Origin of the sequence: Leptolyngbya cf. ectocarpi LEGE 11479, from assembly GCF_015207065.1 — a bacterium.
Classification (GTDB): Bacteria; Cyanobacteriota; Cyanobacteriia; order Phormidesmidales; family Phormidesmidaceae; genus Leptothoe; species Leptothoe ectocarpi.
In genome coordinates, this window is sequence record NZ_JADEXP010000558.1 from 1 (window position 1) to 2,428 (window position 2,428).

Here is a 2,428-nt window from a genome sequence, read left to right on the forward strand (position 1 = left end):
GTGCTGGTATCACCTGAATAATTTGCTATCAGGTAATTTTCGTAATTTGGACTGTCCATCTTTATCCCAAAGACTCCGCAAATTTCCAGAATAATTGATGGATAGTTCAACTAAGCTCCAACAGAATTTCCTTATTGGTACTGGCGTTTTTGTTATGACTCTCCTTTAAAATTTATAGATAAGGATGATTTAGATATTTAGGGACTGGCTCGAAAATGAAAGACCCGTAGATCGAGTTTCGACTTCGCTCAACTCTCGAAGCTGGAATGTGGAGCGAAATCGAAACCGAGTTGATTGGGAACATTACTTAGCTGCGGATCCCTTAGCAACCATATTCTGTTGAACGAACGTTTTCTGTAATGATAAATCGTCTCTATTTTGTCGCTTTGACAACTGCTGCATTAACAGCTTTGGCACCGGTCGTCAGGGCTGAAACTGTTGACTACGATGTCATCGTCGATGTGACATCAGGACCGTTGGCTGGCGATCGCTATGCCGGTGTAACGTCGGTGGAGTCGGCTAATGGCCTGGAGAATGATATTAGCCAGCCGGTGGTGATTGCCTTTGATTTTGGGGGCACTGAGTTTACCGAAGCTGATGATAGTCGGGATATTGATGCCAATTCCCCACGGGGCAATTTTCACGAAGGTGACTTTGTTGGAGCGACCTATATTGTTTCTAGTTTTGGCAACAATCCAACAGATATTCCCCTAATTAATGGTATTGCGGTGGATGGGTTTGCCATCGACAATCGTGAATTTGGCTATGCTGTGGGTGCCGATCTTTATCGGGGGGTCGTTAACTATACGTTGTCCTCTGATTCCTCCGAACCTACCAATCCAGAGCCGCAGTCAGTGCCGGAACCATCTTTATGGCTGGGTTTAGTAACAGCGGGCGGCTGGCTAAGCCGTCGCCTTAATAAAGAGACGGGGGTGACTGGATAAGCTCGAGATCAAAACAGTAATCTCCCTGGGGATGCTGCCAGTTTTGTTGGTTGGTCAATTTGTGGGTATCGCTATCGGTGGCAAAGTTGGCACAGAGTTGGTAACGGCCATCATCAATCTTGCGATATCCATAGGGTTCGCGGGTGATGGGATCTTCTCGACGGTCATCTGGGGCAAGGGCCTCAGGGAGGACGTAGTTCTCTTGCTCCTGGCTGCGCCAATAGAGGGTATTTGCGATCGCACTCAAATCCTCCAACCGTTGTTGGTCAGCCATAATCAGTCGCTGTTGACCTGGGGTTCCCAAAACCCAAAATCCTGCCACTGTACCCGCCAAGACAGCGGTGGTGGCTAAGCCAGCAAAGATTCGGTCAAATGTTAAAGAATTCATAGTTGACGGGGACGGGGACAGTCAAGGCGTTTGGGTGGCTACACGTCAAGGCCCGGGGCTAAACCTGAGCTGGACGTCGCTGAATCCACTGGTAGTAATAGATTAGAGCACTACCGTCAAGAACTAAAATGACAAGTACCTTAAGTAAAAAACGTAGAGTTACCTCACCCCGCAAAAAAGAGGTGAGAAAGGCCATCAGGGTACCAATACCGACTAGCGCGATCACCAACAGCGCTATATAGGTGAGCCATTTGCGTACTCCAGAGTAGATTTTTTCTCGATAGGTGGTCAGATCCTGGGTAATCTTATGCATCAAAAACAGATAGACCGGATAGGCCACCACCAAACGCGCTAGACAGAATGCAATCTGAAACGCTGAGTCGCCATAGGAGCGACTCAGCGGATCGGGGATGACATGGTTGATTAAAATAAACCCAATTTCACCTAGGGCCTGGGTCCATATGCCCAAGGTGACAAACGATAGCAAATACACAAAGGCATCTCGGGCAGATTCTCCTTGCCCCCCTCGAGGCGAGGGAATCGGCGCCCCCACCAGCTCTTCGAAAACAATAAAGTAGGCCCGCTCAATTTCTCTCTGGGGCCAGCCAAAACTGCTGAGTAATTGGCTAATAAATTCATCAGAAGCCCCCTGGCTACGGGCAGCGGCAATAAAATTAACCAGTTCCGACCGACTTTGGGGATGATTTAGAGAATTTGCCGATGTCGGCTCCGGTGGATTTTGAGATGAGTCTTGAACCATATCAGGATTATCCAGCTAGGGCTATGGGTGAGGTCTGCGGGCACCGGGCCATGGACCGGGTGAACTTTTAGGTAAATCGAAGGTGGCCTGTTGCTGATCGTAGATCACCAGTCCACGGGCCTGATAATTTTTGAGCGCATTAGGACCATCAATGGAATTGGTATGGACCCAAACTCGTTGTGATGTCAGCTCCCAGGCCGTTTTAAGAGCCAGTGTGAGAAGATAGCCGCCATGACCCTGGCCAATAAACTGGGGCAACAGACCAAAGTATTCGATTTTTGCACTCTGGTCGGGCTGTTGCGACAGCTCAAAGTACCCGGCAGGTATCCCCTGCAC

The 2,428-nt window shown here is 48.8% G+C and carries 4 protein-coding genes; 1 reads left to right on the forward strand and 3 read right to left on the reverse strand.

All coding sequences use genetic code 11. The features are described from left to right. Positions 1-386 precede the first annotated feature (386 nt). Positions 387-944 carry a PEP-CTERM sorting domain-containing protein gene (locus IQ260_RS29845; protein WP_193996680.1) on the forward strand — a complete coding sequence of 186 codons (558 nt, stop codon included), beginning with the start codon at positions 387-389 and terminating at the stop codon, positions 942-944. Here IQ260_RS29845 and IQ260_RS29850 read toward each other — a convergent pair. The 3 genes from IQ260_RS29850 to IQ260_RS29860 form a co-directional block, all read right to left on the reverse strand. Beyond that, on the reverse strand, positions 916-1,332 hold the full coding sequence (locus IQ260_RS29850; protein ID WP_193996681.1) for a hypothetical protein: 417 nt from the start codon (positions 1,330-1,332) through the stop codon (positions 916-918). The genes IQ260_RS29845 and IQ260_RS29850 overlap by 29 nt on opposite strands. A 58-nt stretch (positions 1,333-1,390) precedes the next feature. Further along, a complete protein-coding gene (locus IQ260_RS29855; RefSeq protein ID WP_193996682.1) occupies positions 1,391-2,092 on the reverse strand; it encodes a DUF5671 domain-containing protein in 702 nt (233 codons plus the stop codon). Positions 2,093-2,113: 21 nt separating this feature from the next. Continuing rightward, the coding region (locus IQ260_RS29860) for a GNAT family N-acetyltransferase (protein ID WP_193996683.1) at positions 2,114-2,428 on the reverse strand (315 nt) is incomplete at its 5' end.